Raw genomic sequence first — 18,774 nt, 5'->3', positions numbered from 1 at the left:
TAATGTGGATTGTAACGAAGTATTGATTTAATAAAGCTTAGCGCGCGCCACTAAATTCGCTTTTAAAAGTAAAATTTAATATACCTCGCCCGTGCGATTTAGTGGGGATTAAGGCGCGTGTGGTAAAATTTCGCGGATTTTAAGGGAGAGCTATGAAATCTAGCAAGATAAGTCTCATTTTCTACGGCATATTCTGCGGCGTAACAATCTATTTTCTTATCTGGGGATTCGGTTTTATAGGAAGCGGCGATAAAATGCTATTTTTAGTTTCGGTATTTTTGGGCATCTTTATGGCCTTTAATATCGGCGGAAACGACGTGGCAAATTCCTTCGGCACCAGCGTCGGAAGCGGCACTCTTAGCATCGCACAAGCCCTTTGTATCGCAGCGGTATTTGAAGCAAGCGGCGCGGTAATCGCAGGCGGCGAAGTAACTTCGACGATCCGCAGCGGCATAATCGATCTTAGCAAAATGGACGTGCATCCGAGAGACTTTATCTACGTAATGATGAGCGCGCTTTTTGCGGCGGGGGCATGGCTGCTTTTTGCCAGCAGAAAGGGCTTGCCCGTATCTACTACTCATGCGATCATCGGCGGCATCGTGGGCTCGGGGCTTACGCTAGGCGCCCTGCTTAATACCGCAGAGACTTCCGCATTGTGGCTCGTGCAGTGGGATAAGATCGGCAAAATAGCGATCTCTTGGGTGCTCTCGCCGATTTTAGGCGGCGTGATCTCCTTTGGAATTTTCTGGCTCATCAAACATTACATTTTGGATTACAACCGCTACGCTCAAATAAAGATCGACCGCATAAAGCGCGAAAAAAAATCCCTCCGCAAGCTGCATAAAAAGACCTTCGAGACCCTGGACGACATTCAAAAGATCGCCTATGCAGAGGCGCTAAATCACGATATTTACGCGATGCGCGATCCCGATTTTGATCCAAGCGAGCTGGATAGCGAGTATTATAAAAAGGTGATCGAGCTTGACGCGAAAAAAGAGAAGCTAAAATCCCACAAAGCCCTAGAGTACGGAATTCCAGCCGTAGCCGGTATCGGAGCTTTCGTAATCTCGGCGATGCTGATATTTAAGGGGCTGCATAATCTAAATTTCGGGCTTACGAATTTTTACAACTACCTCATCATCGGTATGTCGACGCTGATTACCTGGCTTTTGATGTTTATTTTCGCTAAAACCCTGCGCCGCTCAAATTTAAACAAATCCGCGTTTTTGATGTTTAGCTGGCTACAGGTACTCACTGCTAGCGGCTTTGCCTTTTCGCACGGCAGCAACGACATCGCAAACGCCGTGGGTCCGTTTGCCGCCATCATCGATACGATGGCTACGAATAGTATCAATCCCTCCACTCCCGTGCCGCAGCAGATTATGATAATGTTCGCAGTAGCCCTCATAGCGGGGCTTTGGTTCATCGGCAAAGAGGTGATCGCCACCGTAGGCACCAATCTTACGAAAATCCACCCCGCCTCGGGCTTTAGCGCCGAGCTCGCAAGCGCCGTCGTCGTCATGGCGGCATCGGTGCTGGGGCTTCCGATCTCCTCGACCCACGTGCTAATCGGCGCGATTTTGGGTATCGGCTTGGTAAATCACAGCACGAACTGGTCGCTGATGAAGCCGATCGGGCTAGCGTGGATCATCACCCTGCCCGTCTCGGCATTGCTTTCGGCGTTTGCATTCGTGCTTTTGCGCCACGTATTTTAGGCTAAATTTAAAGATCCGCTCCCCGAAATTTTAAAATTTCGCAAAATTCTACGCAGGCTAAATTTTAAAATTTACGGCGGCGAACCGAGTAAATTTTACAGCTCCTCTTGCGACGCATAACCGCGCAAAACCAGCTCGCAGCAGCGCAGATCCCGCCTGCGCGCCCTGTAAAATTTAATAAAATTTTAGCTACAATCGCCCTTTTAAATTTAGGAAAGCTATGAGTAAATTTGAAATTTTCAGATCCACCCTTGCCGTGATGATGGGCTACGTGCCGCTGGGGCTGGCGTTTGGTATCTACGGCATCAGCCAAGACCTGCCCGTCTGGGCTCTGGCGCTGACCTCGCTGCTTATATACGCAGGCAGCGTGGAGTTCGTGTTGATCGCATTCATCGTAACCCACGCCTCGCTCGTAGATACCTTCGTCGTGGCGTTTTTGCTAAATTTTCGCCATTTTTTCTACACGATGTCGCTGCTGGACGAGCTGCGCTTCGTGCGTCATAAAATTTACGCCGTATATGCCCTTACGGACGAAACCTTTGCGCTGCTAAAAGCGCGTGCGTTTTTGCGCCCCGAGGAGCTTAGCGGCAAGCGACACGTAACGCCGCTAAGACTAAAAGAGCTTGATCTGCTCTATAATCTAACCGCGATTTTAAATCAATCCTACTGGGTTGCGGGCGTCGTTACGGGGGCTGTTTTGGGGGCAAGCTTAAAGCTTGATTTTAGCGGGGTCGAGTTTAGCCTGACGGCGCTTTTTGCGATGCTTACCTATGAGGTTTTCAAAGCAAATCCGCAATACAAAGTGCTATTTCTGGGCTTTGCCTGCGCGTTTGCGGGGCTTTTTATCTTTCCTGCAAAATACTTTTTATTCGGCACTCTGATTTTCGGCACTGCGGTACTGCTGCTCTTTCGTAAATACTTCGAGCGATCTTCGCGCGCGGGACGCAGGCTGCAAAAATTCCTAAAAAGGGGTAGGTAGTGGAAATTTTGCCCTATATCTTTCTAGCCTCGCTCGCTACGATTTTGACGCGATTTTTGCCGCTGCTGCTTTTTAAGAAAAAGACCGCGAGTCCAAATCTGGCGTATCTGCAGAAAAACTCGGGGCTTTTGATAATGGTCGTTTTGACAATCTATGCACTTAAAACTATGCTGCCTAGCTTTTCGGGCGAGCGGGCTTTTGGCGCGGACATCTTGCAAACGGCGGCGCTGCTATTTTGCCTGATTATGGCGTTTTGCGTGCATGCTAAATTTCGTAATTCGCTCGTGACGATAGCGCTTCCTACGCTAATATATATGGCGGTGCTACGCTTTTTATTGAATTCTTGATAAATTTATAAGTTAGTTTTCGATAAACTTCAAAAATTAATTTTTAAGTTTAAAAAAGGCTAAAGTTTTATGAATTTTATCAGTCAAATGGTGCATAGCTTCGCTAAAAAATACGCCGCCGAAACCATGCAAAAATCTCTTTATAACTCTCTTAGAATCGATATCGCGCAGGAAAATATCGCTAAAATTCCAAACTCTGATAAAAAATATATGCTCTACATGCATGTGCCCTTTTGCCACACGTTTTGCCCGTACTGCTCCTTTCATAAATACGCCTACGAGCGCGGTACGTGCAAGGCGTATTTCTGCGCGCTACGCACCGAGATGCAGCGCACGAAGGACGCAGGCTACGACTTTGAGACGCTTTACGTAGGCGGCGGCACGACGCTAATCGACGAGGATGAGTTAGCGCGCACGCTGGAGCTTGCCAAGTCGCTTTTTAGCATCAAAGAGGTCTCGTGCGAGAGCGATCCCAACCACATCGAGCCTGAGAGCTTGCTGCGATTTCGCGGGCTCATAGACCGCTTAAGCGTGGGGGTTCAGAGCTTTGATGATGATATTTTACGCAAAGCGTCGCGCTACGACAAATTCGGCTCGGGCGAAATTCTGCAAGAAAAGCTATCCCGAGCGGTCGGAATTTTACCGATTTTAAGCCTGGATCTGATCTTTAACTTTCCGTTTCAAACGCGCGAAATTTTACTTCGCGACATTGAAGCAGCAAAGGCGGTAAAACCGGAGCAGATCACGCTGTATCCGCTGATGAAATCCCCTTTGATGCGCGATCAAATAGCACGAAGTCTCGGCGTTAGCAATGTAGATCACGAGGAGGAGTTTTACTCCATCATCTGCAAGGAATTTTCTAGCTGGCACCGCAGCAACGCATGGGCTTTCGCTCGCGAAAAATCAAATATGAGCGACGAGTATGTAGGCACAAACCACGAATACGTAGGCATCGGAAGCGGCGCGTTTAGTTTCCTAGGCGGCAGGCTGCTCGTAAATGCGTTCAACCTCGAAGAGTACGCAAGCAGGGTGCGCAAAAACGAAAGCACCGTCATCGCTACCTGCGATTTTAGCAGATCCGAGCGCGCGAAATACCTCTTTTTGACCGAGCTTTTTAACGGCGAGATCGATATCGCTAAATTTAACGCCGCAAACGATCTAAATTTGCGCCGCGAACTGGGCAGAGAACTTAGCCTGCTAAGGCTAGCAGGAGCCGTGCGAATCGAGGGCGAGATCATCCGTACGACGGAATTCGGCGCGTATTTGTGCCTTGTTTTGATGAAGGAATTTTACACCGGCATGGACAAGGTGCGCGCGGCGTTTCGCGACGATGCCAAGATTAAGCGCGCAAAACAGCTCATCATTATGGATGAAAGCGAATCCGCCGCAGCTGGCGCGGCAAAAAGCGAGATAGCGTCGTAAATTTTGCGCCAGACCGCTACTAGCGCTTGAGTACACCCGCGACTTGAGCGCAAATATCGTCTGGCATTTAAAACACAAACGAATTTTTGATTTCAAAATTTAGGAAACGCCGTAATGAAACGTAGAGGAATTAAACTATTCATTTTATTTCTGTTTTTTGTCCTTGTATTTGAGCTCGTCGGCAATCTTTTTAATTTCGGCCACTTCCCGTTTCATAAGAGCTGCGAGCCGTTTATGATGATAAACCGATATGGTAGCGGCGATTCAAACGATAGGTGCATAATGCAACTTATGGATGAAAATCGAACGGCCGATCTTTTCTTATATTACTTTAAAACCAAATATAATCACGAAGAGCCATTGTCAGAGCTGGACGAAAAAGCTATAAAATTTTTAAATATTCCAAACTCGAAGATAATCACCGTAAATAAAGATGGCGTGGAAAAGAAATTTTTAATAAGCGATTAAATTTAAATAGCAAAGAAGCCCTGCTTCAATTGCAATATCAAAGCCTAACAAATTTAGAATTTTAAAATTTATAAAATTAAAGGAGGAGCAATGAATAATCTAAAACTCATACAAAACTGGTATGCTTCCAAATGCGACGGAGAATGGGAGCATCAATACGGACTTACGCTGGAAACGGTCGATAACCCGGGCTGGTGGATCGAAATCGATGGCGAGAGCGGGAAAAAGCCGATAAAAATAAATGTCGATAGAGATGACGAGGATTGGTTTTTCGTCAATGCCACGGAAAACAAACTCAAAGGAAGTTGCGGAGCCGAGAATTTAGAGGAATTATTGGAATACGTGGTAAAATGGCTAACGGATTAAAATTTAGCAAGGCAAATAAAGGAGCCTAGATGATCGAAGTCGAGATAAAAAACGAATCTTGTAAAAAGACCGAAGTTACGCTTGCAAATATTGAAATTGTTAAGGACGCCGTAAAGGAATTCGCCTATAAAAGCTTTAAGGGCAGCTATCTGTTTTTTGATATTTACGGCGAGATAGATATGGATTTTCGCGCGCTTGGAGCAATTGGCGAAGGAGATGAAAACAATATCCGAAAAATAGATCTTAAAAAATATGAAAAAAGCTCCGTAGGCGCCACCGACATATCGCAAGATATGGAGGGCGTGGAATTCTGCACCTATTTTAAGCTGGATCAAAGTGAAATTTTAAAGCAAATATTATATTATATAGCCTATGAAAGATTTGAAGGCGGCTATTACGCAAAGGGTAAATTTATAGGCAAAAACAGAGACGATCTTATTTTTATCGGTATCTGCGGCGATGTAAAAAATTGCGCCGAAATAAAGAGCGTCGATTTAGATGAAATAATAAAAAGTATGCCCAAGCTCTCGGAATCAAATAATTTTTATATTAACGAGTTTATGAGATCAACCAAACGGATCGATGAGGTAAATTCTATCGGCAACCGATTAAATTTAAAAAGGAGATACTATGAAATTTAAAATTTTGAAACCGAATGAACTATACGGCTGGGTTTTTAACAAAGATGAAGAACTTTATAAGGCTTTAGGATTTGATTGCTGGATGGATTCGTTTGTTCGCATATTAGCTCAAATTCCCGGTACCAGAAAAAAAGATATTTTGGATTACCTTGAATATGAAATCTTTGATTGGTACGAATGGTTTGAACTATATGGGATTATCCAAAGCGACTATAAGCTAGCGGACGAAGATAATCCTGAAATTTCAGCCTATCCGACATACGCGGGAGAATACTTCGGAGTAATGGGACAGCTATTTTTAGGGGGTATGATAGACTTCGGTATAGAGCGCGGAAATTTAAGAAAGAAATGGGCTGACTTCGATACGAATTTATCCAAGATCGATCTAGGTATGTCGCTTTATGAGAAGTGGATCTATTTTAGAGATAATTTCTTTTTTGGGTATAAATTTTTAGAGGAGGAGAACATCGCTCCCAAAGCAGAGATAACTTGGAAAGACCCTAACACATGGAGCAGATTTAGCCATTGGATATGTATGACTAAGGCAGGCAAAGAGTATCGTGATAAAATTTTAAAGCCGAGGCTTTATGAAAAGTATAAGGATGTGGTTATAGAGGTGTGAGGGCGAAAGGGTGAATACAGCATTGATGGCTAAAATAGATATTTTATTAAATTTGATAAATTTTGCTAACGATATGCTTAATGAAAGTATGCCCCCGACGACAAGCTACAGCCTAATGAGGCGCTATTCAAACAATGACAACTATCTCAAAAAAGCCATAGGAATAAAAAATGAGCACTAGGATAGGTTTAATACTTTTGGGCGCATTTTTTGTATTTGAAAGTATTCTTGGCTGCTTTAGCGGAAAGATGTATTTTAAATACGGGGGCTGGAGCGCAGTTGAGCCGGTCTATATTATCAAGATTTTTATCATCGGTTTATTATTTGTTTCTGCAGGAATTTTCATAAACAAAAAAATAGGTAGAGTGATTAATGCCTTGATAGGCTTAAACCTTTTAATAATATCTATAGAAATTTTTACAACGCAAGATCCCGCAGGAATACAAAGCAAAATCGGATATCCTTTTCTTATCTCGGGATTTTTGGTTTTACTTATTAGTATCTCGTTTTTTTACCTCGTCTTCCATCCTGAAAAGAGCATAAAAAGATATCCGCAATATATGTGGTGCAAGGACTGCTTTAAATTTTACCTGTACGAGGACGTCAAAGATACCGATCAAATTTGCTCATACTGCGGCAAAAAGCTAACGGAGTATAAAAATGACGGCGTGTATCAGCAAAGAAATGCTTCCGATCAAAGCGTTAAAACTTCAAAGCGTAAAAAGCGTAAATTTAAAAAGCGATGAAATTTACAAGACGGCTTTCTTGCTTTACTCTTACACGCTTATCTGTTACCGCTCTGCTATTCCGATACTCCGCCGCTTTGTAAAATTTCAGACGCAGACGCTAGATATACGCGCATTCAATTGCCGTACGAATTTCTAAAACTCCGCGTGAAATTTTAAAATTTCAAATCCTTTGCGTCTTGCTAAATTTCTAAATTTTACAGTTTCAAATTTCGCAGACTAAACTCCGCGCTAAGATTATCGTCTAAAGCAAGCCTACCGCAAGCGCGTGACAAACGAACTTCTAAATTTCGCCGCTCACCCGATGATTTGCCGCAAGCAGCCGCTTCGTGCGAGCGGACACTTTGCGCGCAGCTTTAGACTACGCGGGCGGCGGCGCGAAGCAACCGAAAGTAGCTATACGGCGAAATTTATGCCAAAACCTCGCCGCGAGCTTTATTTAAGCACCTTGCCTAAAATCCCCGCACCTTTGCCGACGGCGCTGCCGCGAAGCGCGCTTTCTTTTTCTCTCATCACCGCAAATAGCCCATCCAGCGTCTTTTGCGTGATGTAATCATTCAAGTCCTCGCCCTGCTTAGGCAGATATTCGCTCGCACCCAGCCCGCGCGCGATGTTTTGCACCGCCTCATTGCCCGCGATCTTGCTTTGCGCGAAGGAATTTAGCCCGTTATACGCCGTCGCGAAGCTGTTTTTGCTCATCATATCGCTTACGATCGGTCTGAAAACCGCCCGCAGCTTCGCGCCCGATTTACTCTGCAAATACTCGCTAAGCGCGGTGTCGCCGCCGCCGATGAGCTTTTTAACGTCGGCATCGCTCATCGATTTCAGATCTTGCAAAAATATCTTGCTCGCACCGCTCACCGCCTTGGTAGCGGCATCGTTCATACTCACGACGAGCTGCTGCTCCCATTTATCGCCGCCCACCTTTCTCGCAAGCTTCGCAGCCGCCTTAAGCGAAGGAGGAAGCTCGATTTTAGCGGTCTTGCTGTGGATGTAGCCCTTGGCGAGCTCACTTGCGGCGCGGTTCGTAGCGGAAGCGAGCAGCTCTTTGTAGTTTCCGCTCTGAGTCGCACCGAGTACGCTCGCGCCCTGCTTTAGGATATCCGTTACGTCCGCATGCGCAAGCGACAGCGACGCGGCGGCGAGTAAAACTATAAATTTTTTCATATTGCAACCTTTGGATAAAATTTGCGCCATTATGCCAAACTGCGGTAAACGCTCAGCCCGTGCTCGGTTTAAATTTACGCGCTGCGCGGGCGAGCTGAGATAAAATTTAGGCTAAATTTAAAGCGGCTTCGAGTTAAATTTTAAACGTCAAATTTCAAAGCTTTAACGGGCAAAATTTACCCGCCAAATTTAAAGATAAAATTTGGCAGCGGCGGACTTTGCACGCTTGCGGCTAAATTTAAAATCGGCACTATTTAAATTTACGTAGCGCACAAGATGTAAATGCAAGGCGCATAAAGCAAATTATAGCGATGAGCGGCTATATTCTTGGCGCAAACGATTGAAATTTTATCAAAACAACCAAAAGCTCGCCGTAAATTTAAAGAGCTAAATTTAAAAGCGAGCTGCCGCTTTTGACAAAATAAAGCGAGTTGAGCTTAAACCAGGCCTTGATCCAGCATCGCATCGGCTACGCGGCGAAAGCCCGCGATATTCGAGCCTAGCACGAGATTGCCCTCCGCGCCGAATTCCTTCGAGGTCTCGTAACTGGTGCGAAATATGTGGCGCATGATCTCGCGCAGCTTGCTATCGACCTCCTCGAAGCTCCATGACGCCATCTGCGCGTTTTGCGCCATCTCAAGCCCGCTTGTAGCCACACCGCCAGCATTCGCCGCTTTCGCAGGACCGAAAAGAAAGTCTTTTTGCGCGAGCATAAAATCGATCGCCTCAAGCGTGCTTGGCATATTCGCGCCCTCGCAAACCATGCGACATCCGTTGGCATAGAGAGTCTTTACGTCTTGCAGATTAAGCTCATTTTGCGTAGCGCTCGGAAATGCAGCGTCGCACGGCACGCTCCACACGTCGTTGCGGCCTGCGGGATAGGCGCTAACTGGGATAAATTTTGCGTTAGGACGCTCCTTGATATATTCGCAAAGCCCCACGCGCAGCTGCTCTTTTAGCTTTTTAAGAAGCGCCACGTCGATTCCCTCGGCATCATAGATAAAGCCCGTAGAATCACTTACGGTGACGGGCTTAGCCTGCATTTGATAGAGCTTTTCGGCTGTGTAGATCGCAACGTTGCCGGCGCCCGAGATCGTGCAAATTTTGCCGTGCAGCGAATCGCCTCTGGTAGCAAGCATCTCGTTTGCAAAATAGACCGATCCGTAGCCCGTAGCCTCGGTGCGCGCAAGGCTGCCGCCCCAGCTTAGCCCCTTGCCCGTAAGCGCGCCGTCGAATCTGCGGGTGAGCTTTTTATACGCGCCGTACATATAGCCGATCTCGCGGCCGCCCACGCCGATGTCGCCCGCAGGCACGTCGGTGTTGGAGCTGATTAGGCGGTGAAGCTCAAGCATAAAAGCTTGACAAAATCTCATAATCTCGCCGTCGCTCTTGCCCTTAGGATCGAAATTTGCGCCACCTTTTGCGCCACCGATATTAAGACCCGTGAGGGAATTTTTAAAAATTTGCTCAAACCCTAAAAATTTTAAAACGCCCAAATTTACGCTCGGATGAAAGCGCAGACCGCCTTTGTAAGGGCCCAGAGCGGAGTTGAACTCTATGCGATATCCCGTATGCACGCAGGGCTCGCCGCCGTCGCTCATATAGACGACGCGAAACATCATCGTGCGCTCGGGCGCTAAAATGCGCTCTAAAATTTTATTTTTCACGTATCGCTCGTCGCGCTTTAGAAGCGGTATGAGCGAGTATAAAATCTCGGTCGATGCCTGGATAAAGACCTCCTGACCGGGATTGGCGCGCTTTAAATTTAGCAGCAAGCCGTCGATGTAAGACTTCATAGTTCCTCCTTTTGAACCGGATTAAATTTTAATTTTTTGGCTTTAGCGATAAATTTTTTCAGCGCCAACTCCTCGCGGACGCCGATTTTGTAGCTTATAAATTTCAGATAATTTAAAATTTCACGCTCTTTTATGCCGCGCGAAAAGGCGTAGCTTTGCAGGATATATCTTGGAATTTTAATGCGCGAACGTAAAAATTTCGTCGCCAGGCGCGAGTAAGTCTTATCGTTTTTCACGCAGCACAGCCGCCCGAAAACAAAGGGCAAGCCCGTACGCTGCTGCCAAATTTCGCCCAGATCGTAGAATTTATCCTTGCCCTGCGAAAGCAGCGCCTTTAGAGCACTATCACCGATTAGCACCTCGCCGCTAAGATCCAGCACGCGAGCTAGCATATTTGAGCTCATCGACGCGGGATCAAGCCTGGGCGCCGAGTTTTTGCGCACGAGTACGCTTAAAACCTCGCGCTTTGCGACGATTCCCAGAGGCAGTTTGCGGTATTTTGCGCGGCGGCTTTCAATGCTGGAGATTACTGCGGCGTCTATCCTGCAATTATAAAGATCGGCGCAGAGTTTGCTCGGCACCCCTTTTTTAAATTCTATAGATTTTTTAACATAAGACGGCAGCGGAAGGGATTTTAAAAATACGTGAAATGGGAGCAAATTTAGATAATCGATTTTGCCTAATAACATAACTTTCTCCGAATTTAGCGCAGGAAAAGAGGTTAAATTCCGGCGCTAAATCGGAATTTAACCAAAAATTTCAGGATTTATTTGACCTCGGTGATCGGGATGGATTTGTATTTGCTAAACTCCACTATGCCCTCACCTTTTTTGAAGTGGATGCTCACTCCGTCCTTGTTCTCCATATAGATGCCGTCGGCGGCGCGGTCGCGCTTGAGGTCGTAGCTTTTGCCGCTATCGTCCTTTAACACGGCGGTATTGAAATCGTCGTTTGAGCTAAGCGATAGCTTTTTGCCCTGCTCATCGACGAAATAGAAGGTCTTTGCGTTCTCTTGAGTTATGGTTTTTTCGCTCTGTGCTTGCTTATTCATAGCGCTATCCGGGGATTGGCGGAGCTGGTTTGAGCCGCATCCTAGCAAAACTAACGCCAAAGCGGTGCACGATAGAACTTTAAACATATTTCTCCTTTAAATTTAGGTTACACTCGTTGATGAGTGATTTTCGGATATCCCAAAGCTTTTGAGAGAGATCCACTTTGTAGCTTTGCGGATGGACGTTGCGAAGGTGCTCGAGCCAAAATTTGCTCTTTTGCTCCTTGCTAAAACGCGCGATCTCGCTTACCGTGCGGCGCACGCCTACGAATTTGCCCTCCTTAAAAACAGGACGCAAGAGCTTATGCGCGCTGAAATTCGTTAAAATTTTACGCTTGTAGGTGTAAAGCGGATGGAAAATTTCAAGCGGCGCGCTCTCATCTATGCTCTCTTCATCAAGCGCGATCAGATCGGCAAGCGCCATGCCGTTATCTTTGTCGTAGAGTCTAAAGACCTGCTTGTAGCCGGGATTATTGATCTTACGCGGATCGTTTGAAATTTTGATCTTAGCCACGATCTCGCCATCTTTTTCGATACCGCTTAGCTTATACACGCCGCCGAGGCTCGAACTATCTCCGCCCGTAATAAGCCTCGTGCCGATCCCCCAGCTATCGATTTTGGCGTCGAAAAGCTTGAGTTGATCGATCGCGTATTCGTCTAGATCATTCGACGCAGTGATCTTTGCGTTCTCAAAGCCCGCCGCGTCGAGCATCTTACGCGCCTGCTTAGTTAGATACTCCAGATCACCCGAATCGATGCGAATCCCAAGCGGCTTATGACCGCTTGCGCGCAGCTCCTCAAAAACCTTGATCGCATTCGGCACGCCGCTTGCGAGCGTATCGTAGGTATCGACGAGCAGAAGCGCGCTATCCGGATAAATTTTAGCGTAAGCGCGAAATGCCTCCAGCTCGCTATCAAAGCTCTGAATCCACGAGTGCGAGTGGGTGCCGATCGCGGGCACGCCGAATTTCTTTGCGGCAAGCACGTTTGACGTGGCGCTGCAACCGCCTATAATCGCGGCCTTTGCGCCGTAGATGCCCGCACTTCGCCCCTGAGCGCGGCGCAAGCCAAACTCCATCACCAAATCACCTTTGGCGCTAAAGTTTATACGCGAGCTTTTCGTAGCGATGAGAGTTTGGAAATTTATCGTATTTAGGATCGCAGTCTCGATGAGCTGTGCCTCCATAATGTTTGCTTTGACGCGGATCAGCGGCTCGTGCGGAAATACGATCTGCCCCTCATCCATTGCGTAAATTTCGCCTCTAAATTTAAAGCCTCTTAAAAATTTCAAAAATTCCGGCTTAAATAAATTTAGACTTTTTAGATACGCGATGTCGTCATCGCTAAATTTAAGATTTTCGATATAATCCGCGACCTCGCTTAAGCCGCAAAATATCGCGTAACCGCCGCCGCTTGGGTTTTTGCGATAAAAAACGTCAAAAACCGCCGTCTGATCGGGCTTCGTAAAAAAATAGCCCTGCATCATGCTAAGCTGATAAAAATCGGTAAGTAAAGCCAAATCTTTCATTTACGCCTCTTAAATTTAATCTCGCCTCGTGCAGGAGCAAGGAATCATAGCTTTTTGGCTTCTAGGCTCTTTTTATAAGCCGCAGCGTCGAACTCTTTGACGCGAGCGACGCCGTCATCCACCGCAGCTTTTGCAACCGCCGTCGAGATCACGGCAAATACGCGCGGATCGAAAGGATTTGGGATCACGTAGTCTTTGCTGAATTTTAAGCTATCTTTGCCCAGCATCTTGCGGATTTCTGCAGGAACTTCTTCGCGAGCAAGATCCGCCATCGCGCGAGCGGCCGCAATCTTCATATTTTCGGTAATCTTTTTGGCTCTTACGTCAAGCGCGCCACGGAAGATATACGGAAAGCCCAAAACGTTATTGATTTGATTTGCAAAGTCGCTTCTGCCCGTGCCTACGATCGCATCGTTTCTTACTTCCTCGACCTCGCTTGGATAAATTTCCGGTACCGGATTTGCAAGCGCAAAAATGATTGGATGCGGCGCCATAGTCTTTACCATCTCTTTAGTTAAAACGCCCGGCTTGCTAAGGCCCAAAAACATATCCGCGCCCTTCATCGCGTCCTCTAGCGTGCGATCTGCGGTGTCTAGGGCAAATTCTTTCTTCTGCTCGGTAAGATCGGTGCGGCCCTTGTGGATCACCCCTTTGGAATCGAGCATTATGATATGTTTGGCGCCTAAATTACGATACATCTTTGCGCACGCTATGCCAGCAGCGCCCGAGCCGCTGACTACGATCTTCATATCCTCGATCTTTTTGCCGCTGATGAGGGCTGCATTGATTAGCCCTGCGCCCGTAATCATCGCGGTGCCGTGCTGATCGTCGTGCATGACGGGGATATCGACGGCTTTTTGCAGCTCGCGCTCGATCTCGAAGCACTCGGGAGCTTTGATATCCTCTAAATTTATACCGCCGAACGTAGGCGCAAGTGCTTTGCAAATTTCAATTATCTTTTTAGGATCTTTTTCGTCGATCTCGATGTCAAATGCATCGACGCCGCCGAATTTTTTAAACAAAACCGCCTTACCCTCCATTACGGGCTTTCCGGCGATTGCGCCGATATCTCCGAGGCCTAAAACCGCCGTGCCGTTAGTGATAACGGCTACGAGATTGGCTTTATTAGTGTATTTAAACGCAGCTTCGTGATCACTTTCGATCACTTTACAAGGCTCCGCGACGCCCGGCGTGTATGCAAGCGCCAAATCCTCCGCCGTAGCGCATGGGGTTTTTACATTCGTTCCGATTTTACCGCCTATATGGTACTTCAAAGCCGCTTCAACGTTTACTTTAGCCATTTTATAATCCTTTTTTGATTAAATTTGAAATTCTCGTTTTAACTTCGTCGCTTCCTAAAATTTCACAAATTTCAAAAATCGACGGACTAACGCTGCCTCCCGTGATCGCGACGCGCAGCGGCTGAGCAAGATCCTTTAGCTTGGCGCCGTTTGCGTCCAAAAACCCCATCGTCCTTTCCTCGCACTCCTTTGCATTTAAATTTGCGCTTAGAGTATCCGAAAATTTTGCGAGTAAGCTTAGCGAACTTTCGGTTACAAATTTCTTATACGCCTTCTCGTCATAGCAGCTCGGGCGGTTTAGAAGGATTTTAATGCCCTCAGCCATCTCCACTAGCGTCTTTGCACGCTGTTTGTACTGCTGGGCGATGAGATGTTTTTTCGCGTGCGAGCGGATATCGACGCCGAATTCCACAAGCTGCAAGACAAGCTCATCATCGCCCGAGTTTTTAATATAATGCGCATTGAGCCACTCAAGCTTGGTTTGATTGAAGGTGCTACAGCTCTTGCTGATATGGTTAGGATCAAAGTATCGCTTCATCTCCTCCATGCTAAAAATTTCATCATCCCCGTGGCTCCAACCCAGGCGTACTAAAAAATTTAGCAGAGCTTGCGGCAGATAGCCCATGCGCTTATACTCCATCACGTCGGTAGCGCCGTGGCGTTTGCTCAGCTTGCTGCCGTCGGTGCCGTTGATCATCGCGACGTGATAAAATTTCGGGATTTTAAAACCCAGCGCGTTATACAGCACGATCTGCTTCGGGGTATTGCTTAGATGATCGTCGCCGCGGATCACATCCGTGACGCCCATCAGCGCGTCGTCAATCACGACCGTAAAGTTATACGTAGGCGTGCCGTCGCTTCTGGCGATGATGAAATCGTCCAAAATATCCTCTACGTTAAATTTAATATCGCCCTTGATGCCGTCTTTGAATTCTATCGTGCCGCTAAGCGGGGATTTGATGCGTATTACAGGCTCGATACCCGCAGGCGGCGTGCCGGTAAAGTCGCGGTAGCGGTTATCGTAGCGCGGGCGCTCTTTACGAGCTTCCTGCTGCGCTCGCAGCTCGTCTAGCTCGTCCTTACTCATATAGCACTTGTATGCCTTGCCCTCATTTAACAGCTTTTGGACGTATTGTTTGTAAAGATCGAAGCGTGAGCTTTGATACACGATCTGCCCGTCATAGTCCAGATTGCACCACTTAAAAGCTTCCTCGATCGCCTTAGCAGCCTCCTGCGAATTGCGCTTCAGATCAGTGTCCTCGATACGCAGCAGGAATTTGCCGCCGTTTGCCCTAGCGTAAAGATAACTAAAAAGTGCCGTTCTAAGTCCGCCGATATGTAAATATCCCGTAGGACTCGGCGCAAAACGAGTTACTATCATAAAATTCCTTTGCAAAAATTACCATTTAATGTTATAATCGCGATCTTGTAATTATAAAGCAAAAAGACTAAATAAAGGTTAAAAATGATAAAGAAACTGCTTTTTTCCGCAATGATATGTGCCGTTTGTGCAAATGCCGAAGTAGTAAACGGAGTCATCGCCGTGGTAGATAATGAGCCGATCACCGGCTACGAACTAGCCAAAGTTCAAAAACTAACGGGCACTTCGCCGCAAGCCGCGATGGAAATTTTAATCGGGCAAAAGCTGCAACAATCCGAGATTAAACGCCGCGGCATCGCGGTAAATGACGCGGAGATCGATGCGAGACTCAAAGCAATCGCCGATCAAAATAAGCTTAGCTTAGACCAGCTCAAAACCGCCGTGCAAAAGCAAGGTATAAACTACGATGACTTTAAAGCAAATGTCCGCCGCACACTGCTTGAAGAAAAGCTCTATGGCTCGATATTCGCAGACGTACAGCACCGCACGACCCCTGAAAATGTCAAAAAATTCTATAGCCAAAATAGTTCATTATTCACGACTTTCGACAGCATCACGCTCACCCGCTATATCGCAAAATCGCAAGCTCCGCTCGATAAGATCCGCGCAAATCCGAAGCTCCGTCCGAGCGACGTGTATGTGATGAAGGGAACCCTCAAGGCCAACCAAATGGACGAGGGGCTGAAATATATCGTCACAAATGTCGAGCAAGGTAAATTTTCGCCGATCATCCCTACGCGCAACGGCTACGAGATGTTTTACGTAAACGACAAAAAAGGACTTCGTACGCTTGATTTTGACAGCGTGCAAGATAGGGCGATCGAAGGCTACGTGACCTCTGAGCGCAAAAAAGCGGTCGCCGAGTTCAACGACAGGCTCCGCTCAAACGCCAATATCCGCATCATCGAACGCCCGCAGGCAAAATCGCAAGGCGTAAAAACCGCCCCAAAAGTTAAAGTGCAAAAAAGGCGGTAAATTTTAAAATCTGCCGCCGTGTTAAATTTAATCAGAATTTTAAGATATGCTATCGCGAAAAAATATAAATTAGCGGCTTTAACGGCATTCAGTTTTAATAAGAATTCTAAAAACGTGAAATTTAGTTCAAATTTTAAAGGTGCCTAGCGATAATAATCAGTGATTTTACCGAGTTTGTAAGTAAATGACAGTATAATTGTTGAGGTTTTAAAACTTTTAGAAAAATCTTTAATTACCAAGATTTATATAAATTTCTATATCCGATATCTACTTCAATACCGACTTACGAATTAACTACCAATCTAAGCGTTAAAACTCTCATTTACTCTATGCTTTGATATAAAAATTATTGGCAAACACAATAAAAATTTAAAATTAATATTTCTAAATTTAAGCATTTTGTAAAAAAAGGGGGGGGGTATCATAATTTAAATTTTAAATAAGGAGATCACTTTGAAACTAATCATCAAAGAAAGAGCGGATAAATCTGAAGTTATGAACATCGTCACCCAATATTCTGAGGGAATAAAACTAAGAATTACGAAGATGGAGAATTCACAATATTCGCAAAATTCAGTAGATATCTATATGGGAGATAAGCAATTAACGTCGTTTTGTTGTAACAATGAAGATACAAATAAACTAAAAACCGCATTTGAAAAATTCTCCAATGCTTTAGAAATATGCGTTGAGCTTAACGAGCAAAGAGGTAAAACTTTAGCGAGCTTGCGCGAATTTTCTGCTGATAAATAATTTTAAGGTTTTACGCTATGCGCAAAATAATATTTTCTCTTATATTGACGATCGGCGCTTCGTTCGCTTATGATGCATGCGATAATAAAGAGGTACAAAAATTTCTAGTAGATAATAACTCGTTCTTACAAGAACGAAAAGCATATATTGGTTTTTTCTGCAAAAATAGTACAATGATGACCGGTACCGATTTGAAAAGATCTAAAAAAATATCTAAAAAAGAAGCTGCGTATTTAAAAGTAGAAGGAAAACTTGATAAAATCGCAGTCGATTCAATTTGCCCTGTTTTAGATACCTTTCAAAATTTAGGTCTAAAACGAAAAGCAAATTATATATATTTTTTTGATAGTAACGAGCCCTTTTATATAGTTACGATAGATGACAATTTTTGCAAAAAATATGATTATTGAATTATCTAAAATTTATTTAGTAACCATAGCGTGTAGAATATATACAAATAACAGAAGGGTCACAAAATGCGTAAAACAATATTTTTTCTTTTATTGGCAATCAGCGCTTCGTTCGCTTATGATGCATGTGATGGTAAAGAGGTAAAAAAGTTCCTAGTAAATACTAATTCATTATTTCAAGAACAAAAAGCATATATTGGTTTGTTATGCGAAAATAATACGATGATAGTCGGTACTGATTTAAAAAGATCTCAAAAAATGTCTAAAAAAGAAGCTGCATATTCAAGAGCAGATGGGTCACTCGATAAAATCGCAGCTGATTCAATCTGTCCTGGCTTGGACGCTTTTCAGGATTTAGGTTTAAACCGAAAAGCAAATTTTATATACTTTTTTGGCAACAATGAGCCTTTTTATATAGTTACGGTAGATGACAATTTTTGCAAAAAATATGATTATTGAATTATCTAAAAATTTATTTAGTAAGCATAGCGTGGAAAATATATGCAAATAACAGAAGGGTTAAAAAATGCGTAAAACAATATTTTTTATTCTATTGGGGATCAGCATTTCATTTGCTAATGACGGATGCAATCAAAATATTGCAGTTCAGATCATGAGTGATTATGATTTAAAACAAGAGGTTGGTGAAATTGCTACTATGTTCCCTATTTTAGTCTGTAAAAGTGATACTATAACGATCAAATACACATTTCATATTACTGCACCAAATATAGATAGAGAAAAATATAAGCAAAGGCTATATAGTATATTTCTTCATAACAACAAAAATAAATACGATATAGTAGATAGGAGCTGTAGAATTCTTAATATGAGCTTGAGTGATGGCTCGAAAGCAAAAGATGCTGGCATTAAATATATTTATCAGACATATTATCTCGATAACGAGATGCTTTTCTCAATAGTAATGAACGATGAGCTGTGTCGACGACGGGGATTTTAATATCTGATATATATGCGCTGATTTCTAATATGGACTACAAAAGCCTATTTTGACTTATATATTCATATCCCTAGAATTTTAAATCGTAAAATTTAACCACTAAGCCAAAATACTCAATGATTAAATTCTATGATTCTTGTAAGAT

At 44.7% G+C, this 18,774-nt stretch carries 21 protein-coding genes; 14 read left to right on the top strand and 7 right to left on the bottom strand.

What is annotated here, in order from left to right; all coding sequences use genetic code 11:
• Positions 1-152: 152 nt before the first annotated feature.
• The 9 genes from Q0600_RS08000 to Q0600_RS07960 all read left to right on the top strand — a co-directional run bounded on the left by Q0600_RS08000 (position 153) and on the right by Q0600_RS07960 (position 7,306).
• The gene (locus tag Q0600_RS08000) at positions 153-1,715 is read left to right on the top strand and encodes an inorganic phosphate transporter (RefSeq protein ID WP_005869776.1); all 1,563 of its coding nucleotides are present in this window, start codon (positions 153-155) and stop codon (positions 1,713-1,715) included.
• A 220-nt stretch (positions 1,716-1,935) separates the two neighbouring features.
• A complete protein-coding gene (locus Q0600_RS07995; RefSeq protein ID WP_298043639.1) occupies positions 1,936-2,694 on the top strand; it encodes an AzlC family ABC transporter permease in 759 nt (252 codons plus the stop codon).
• Positions 2,694-3,041 (top strand): AzlD domain-containing protein, encoded by a 348-nt coding sequence (locus Q0600_RS07990; protein ID WP_298758965.1) that lies wholly within the window; start codon positions 2,694-2,696, stop codon positions 3,039-3,041. The genes Q0600_RS07995 and Q0600_RS07990 overlap by 1 nt, the downstream gene beginning before the upstream one ends.
• A gap of 69 nt (positions 3,042-3,110) precedes the next feature.
• Positions 3,111-4,463: a coproporphyrinogen III oxidase family protein gene (locus Q0600_RS07985; RefSeq protein WP_298758964.1), complete on the top strand. Its 1,353-nt coding sequence runs from the start codon at positions 3,111-3,113 to the stop codon at positions 4,461-4,463.
• Between the two features lie 114 nt (positions 4,464-4,577).
• Complete coding sequence (locus tag Q0600_RS07980) at positions 4,578-4,931, top strand: hypothetical protein (RefSeq protein ID WP_298758962.1); 354 nt, start codon at positions 4,578-4,580, stop codon at positions 4,929-4,931.
• Between the two features lie 90 nt (positions 4,932-5,021).
• Positions 5,022-5,297 (top strand): immunity 53 family protein, encoded by a 276-nt coding sequence (locus Q0600_RS07975; protein ID WP_298758960.1) that lies wholly within the window; start codon positions 5,022-5,024, stop codon positions 5,295-5,297.
• 29 nt (positions 5,298-5,326) lie between these two features.
• Positions 5,327-5,938 (top strand): hypothetical protein, encoded by a 612-nt coding sequence (locus Q0600_RS07970; protein ID WP_298758959.1) that lies wholly within the window; start codon positions 5,327-5,329, stop codon positions 5,936-5,938.
• Complete coding sequence (locus Q0600_RS07965; protein WP_298758957.1) at positions 5,928-6,560, top strand: hypothetical protein; 633 nt, start codon at positions 5,928-5,930, stop codon at positions 6,558-6,560. Before Q0600_RS07970 ends, Q0600_RS07965 begins: the two co-directional genes overlap by 11 nt.
• A gap of 170 nt (positions 6,561-6,730) precedes the next feature.
• Positions 6,731-7,306 carry a hypothetical protein gene (locus tag Q0600_RS07960; RefSeq protein WP_298758955.1) on the top strand — a complete coding sequence of 192 codons (576 nt, stop codon included), beginning with the start codon at positions 6,731-6,733 and terminating at the stop codon, positions 7,304-7,306.
• Positions 7,307-7,741: 435 nt separating this feature from the next.
• On the opposite strand, the gene Q0600_RS07955 is transcribed toward Q0600_RS07960, so the two are convergent.
• From Q0600_RS07955 to gltX, 7 genes are all read right to left on the bottom strand, one after another.
• The gene (locus Q0600_RS07955; protein ID WP_298758953.1) at positions 7,742-8,473 is read right to left on the bottom strand and encodes a DUF4197 domain-containing protein; all 732 of its coding nucleotides are present in this window, start codon (positions 8,471-8,473) and stop codon (positions 7,742-7,744) included.
• A gap of 437 nt (positions 8,474-8,910) precedes the next feature.
• Positions 8,911-10,269 (bottom strand): NADP-specific glutamate dehydrogenase, encoded by a 1,359-nt coding sequence (gene gdhA, locus Q0600_RS07950; protein ID WP_298758951.1) that lies wholly within the window; start codon positions 10,267-10,269, stop codon positions 8,911-8,913.
• Positions 10,266-10,958 (bottom strand): MqnA/MqnD/SBP family protein, encoded by a 693-nt coding sequence (locus Q0600_RS07945; protein ID WP_298758950.1) that lies wholly within the window; start codon positions 10,956-10,958, stop codon positions 10,266-10,268. The genes gdhA and Q0600_RS07945 overlap by 4 nt, the downstream gene beginning before the upstream one ends.
• Positions 10,959-11,035: 77 nt before the next feature.
• Entirely contained in the window at positions 11,036-11,407 is a 372-nt protein-coding gene (locus tag Q0600_RS07940) for a hypothetical protein (RefSeq protein WP_298758948.1), read from the bottom strand.
• Positions 11,400-12,848, bottom strand: a complete 1,449-nt coding sequence (locus Q0600_RS07935) for a nicotinate phosphoribosyltransferase (protein WP_298758946.1) — start codon at positions 12,846-12,848, stop codon at positions 11,400-11,402. Before Q0600_RS07935 ends, Q0600_RS07940 begins: the two co-directional genes overlap by 8 nt.
• Before the next feature lie 44 nt (positions 12,849-12,892).
• A complete protein-coding gene (locus Q0600_RS07930; protein ID WP_298758944.1) occupies positions 12,893-14,149 on the bottom strand; it encodes a malic enzyme-like NAD(P)-binding protein in 1,257 nt (418 codons plus the stop codon).
• A 1-nt stretch (position 14,150) separates the two neighbouring features.
• Positions 14,151-15,530: a glutamate--tRNA ligase gene (gene gltX / locus Q0600_RS07925; protein ID WP_298758942.1), complete on the bottom strand. Its 1,380-nt coding sequence runs from the start codon at positions 15,528-15,530 to the stop codon at positions 14,151-14,153.
• 84 nt (positions 15,531-15,614) lie between these two features.
• On the opposite strand from gltX, the gene Q0600_RS07920 reads away from it, so the two are divergent.
• From Q0600_RS07920 to Q0600_RS07900, 5 genes are all read left to right on the top strand, one after another.
• On the top strand, positions 15,615-16,505 hold the full coding sequence (locus Q0600_RS07920) for a peptidylprolyl isomerase (protein WP_298758941.1): 891 nt from the start codon (positions 15,615-15,617) through the stop codon (positions 16,503-16,505).
• A 453-nt stretch (positions 16,506-16,958) separates the two neighbouring features.
• Positions 16,959-17,258 (top strand): hypothetical protein, encoded by a 300-nt coding sequence (locus tag Q0600_RS07915; RefSeq protein WP_297902594.1) that lies wholly within the window; start codon positions 16,959-16,961, stop codon positions 17,256-17,258.
• 173 nt (positions 17,259-17,431) lie between these two features.
• Entirely contained in the window at positions 17,432-17,668 is a 237-nt protein-coding gene (locus Q0600_RS07910) for a hypothetical protein (RefSeq protein ID WP_298758939.1), read from the top strand.
• A 66-nt stretch (positions 17,669-17,734) separates the two neighbouring features.
• Positions 17,735-18,127 carry a hypothetical protein gene (locus tag Q0600_RS07905; protein ID WP_298758937.1) on the top strand — a complete coding sequence of 131 codons (393 nt, stop codon included), beginning with the start codon at positions 17,735-17,737 and terminating at the stop codon, positions 18,125-18,127.
• 67 nt (positions 18,128-18,194) lie between these two features.
• Positions 18,195-18,629 (top strand): hypothetical protein, encoded by a 435-nt coding sequence (locus Q0600_RS07900; protein WP_298758935.1) that lies wholly within the window; start codon positions 18,195-18,197, stop codon positions 18,627-18,629.
• Positions 18,630-18,774 lie beyond the last annotated feature (145 nt).

The organism is uncultured Campylobacter sp. (assembly GCF_938041645.1).
Lineage (GTDB): Bacteria > Campylobacterota > Campylobacteria > Campylobacterales > Campylobacteraceae > Campylobacter_B.
This window is presented reverse-complemented; position numbering and strand designations above follow the sequence as displayed.

Excerpts from the sequence above, each read along its gene's own strand:
- Q0600_RS07900 (WP_298758935.1), top strand. The coding sequence starts at position 18,195 with ATGCGTAAAACAATATTTTTTATTCTATTGGGGATCAGCATTTCATTT.
- Q0600_RS07985 (WP_298758964.1), top strand. The coding sequence starts at position 3,111 with ATGAATTTTATCAGTCAAATGGTGCATAGCTTCGCTAAAAAATACGCC.
- Q0600_RS07980 (WP_298758962.1), top strand. The coding sequence starts at position 4,578 with ATGAAACGTAGAGGAATTAAACTATTCATTTTATTTCTGTTTTTTGTC.
- gdhA (WP_298758951.1), bottom strand. The coding sequence starts at position 10,269 with ATGAAGTCTTACATCGACGGCTTGCTGCTAAATTTAAAGCGCGCCAAT.
- gltX (WP_298758942.1), bottom strand. The coding sequence starts at position 15,530 with ATGATAGTAACTCGTTTTGCGCCGAGTCCTACGGGATATTTACATATC.
- Q0600_RS07960 (WP_298758955.1), top strand. The coding sequence starts at position 6,731 with ATGAGCACTAGGATAGGTTTAATACTTTTGGGCGCATTTTTTGTATTT.
- Q0600_RS07970 (WP_298758959.1), top strand. The coding sequence starts at position 5,327 with ATGATCGAAGTCGAGATAAAAAACGAATCTTGTAAAAAGACCGAAGTT.
- Q0600_RS07975 (WP_298758960.1), top strand. The coding sequence starts at position 5,022 with ATGAATAATCTAAAACTCATACAAAACTGGTATGCTTCCAAATGCGAC.
- Q0600_RS07935 (WP_298758946.1), bottom strand. The coding sequence starts at position 12,848 with ATGAAAGATTTGGCTTTACTTACCGATTTTTATCAGCTTAGCATGATG.
- Q0600_RS07905 (WP_298758937.1), top strand. The coding sequence starts at position 17,735 with ATGCGTAAAACAATATTTTTTCTTTTATTGGCAATCAGCGCTTCGTTC.
- Q0600_RS07965 (WP_298758957.1), top strand. The coding sequence starts at position 5,928 with ATGAAATTTAAAATTTTGAAACCGAATGAACTATACGGCTGGGTTTTT.
- Q0600_RS07940 (WP_298758948.1), bottom strand. The coding sequence starts at position 11,407 with ATGTTTAAAGTTCTATCGTGCACCGCTTTGGCGTTAGTTTTGCTAGGA.
- Q0600_RS07930 (WP_298758944.1), bottom strand. The coding sequence starts at position 14,149 with ATGGCTAAAGTAAACGTTGAAGCGGCTTTGAAGTACCATATAGGCGGT.
- Q0600_RS07910 (WP_298758939.1), top strand. The coding sequence starts at position 17,432 with ATGATGACCGGTACCGATTTGAAAAGATCTAAAAAAATATCTAAAAAA.
- Q0600_RS07920 (WP_298758941.1), top strand. The coding sequence starts at position 15,615 with ATGATAAAGAAACTGCTTTTTTCCGCAATGATATGTGCCGTTTGTGCA.
- Q0600_RS07955 (WP_298758953.1), bottom strand. The coding sequence starts at position 8,473 with ATGAAAAAATTTATAGTTTTACTCGCCGCCGCGTCGCTGTCGCTTGCG.
- Q0600_RS08000 (WP_005869776.1), top strand. The coding sequence starts at position 153 with ATGAAATCTAGCAAGATAAGTCTCATTTTCTACGGCATATTCTGCGGC.
- Q0600_RS07945 (WP_298758950.1), bottom strand. The coding sequence starts at position 10,958 with ATGTTATTAGGCAAAATCGATTATCTAAATTTGCTCCCATTTCACGTA.
- Q0600_RS07995 (WP_298043639.1), top strand. The coding sequence starts at position 1,936 with ATGAGTAAATTTGAAATTTTCAGATCCACCCTTGCCGTGATGATGGGC.